Origin of the sequence: Campylobacter sp. BCW_6464 (genome assembly GCF_001762775.1) — a bacterium.
Taxonomy (GTDB): Bacteria; Campylobacterota; Campylobacteria; order Campylobacterales; family Campylobacteraceae; genus Campylobacter_D; species Campylobacter_D jejuni.
Genome location: NZ_MJXM01000033.1, coordinates 1 through 706, shown reverse-complemented (window position 1 = coordinate 706; position 706 = coordinate 1). Strand labels below are relative to the sequence as shown.

Annotated in this window: 1 pseudogene; it reads left to right on the top strand. The window is 26.5% G+C overall.

Features of this window, described 5'->3' with window-relative positions:
- Positions 1-147 precede the first annotated feature (147 nt).
- Positions 148-706, top strand: a pseudogene (locus AJ885_RS02060) (hypothetical protein); the annotation flags it as partial.

The following is a 706-nucleotide window of genomic DNA, read 5'->3' as shown; positions in this document are numbered from 1 at the left end:
AAATTCAAATCATATAGTTTTATAATAATAAGTATTTAATAATATTTTAAGTATAACTATTTTAATATTCTGTCGTTTTATTTTGTATTTTATATTATTTTTAAAAAATATAACATATAGAACAAATTATAAAGGGAGGAAAATCTTATGAAAAATATCACATTAACTAAAATACCTATAGGAGAGGGCAAAGAACCCTGTTTAAATTCTAAAAAAATAGTTTTATCTTTAGCTACTATTTCTTTTTTGGCAAGTTGTGCTAATGCTAAATTAAATTCTGAAATAAAAACTTATGATGAAGTTAATAAAAATGTTAAAACTAGATCAGCAAGTGTTTATAGTCCTCAAGCTAAGATCAATACGACTATAAATTCTTTACACAATCAACAAGTAACTATTACTGGAAATGGAACATCAAATTCTTTAACAATCGGATCAAATGGAACTCTAGGTAACATAGGCAATACAGGTAAAATCATCTATGCCCATGCTAATGATAGCAACACTCTTACTCTTACCAATCTTACTAATAATGGAACCATTAATGGTAAGATTGGTATAGAAAACAATGGTAATTTTACAGGAACTATTGCTGTCAACACCTTTGAAAATACAGGTCAAATTAATGGACAAATTTACATGGGAATTTGGGGTAACAACTCAGGAACTCTTAATATAGATAAATTTGACAATAGTGGAACCATAA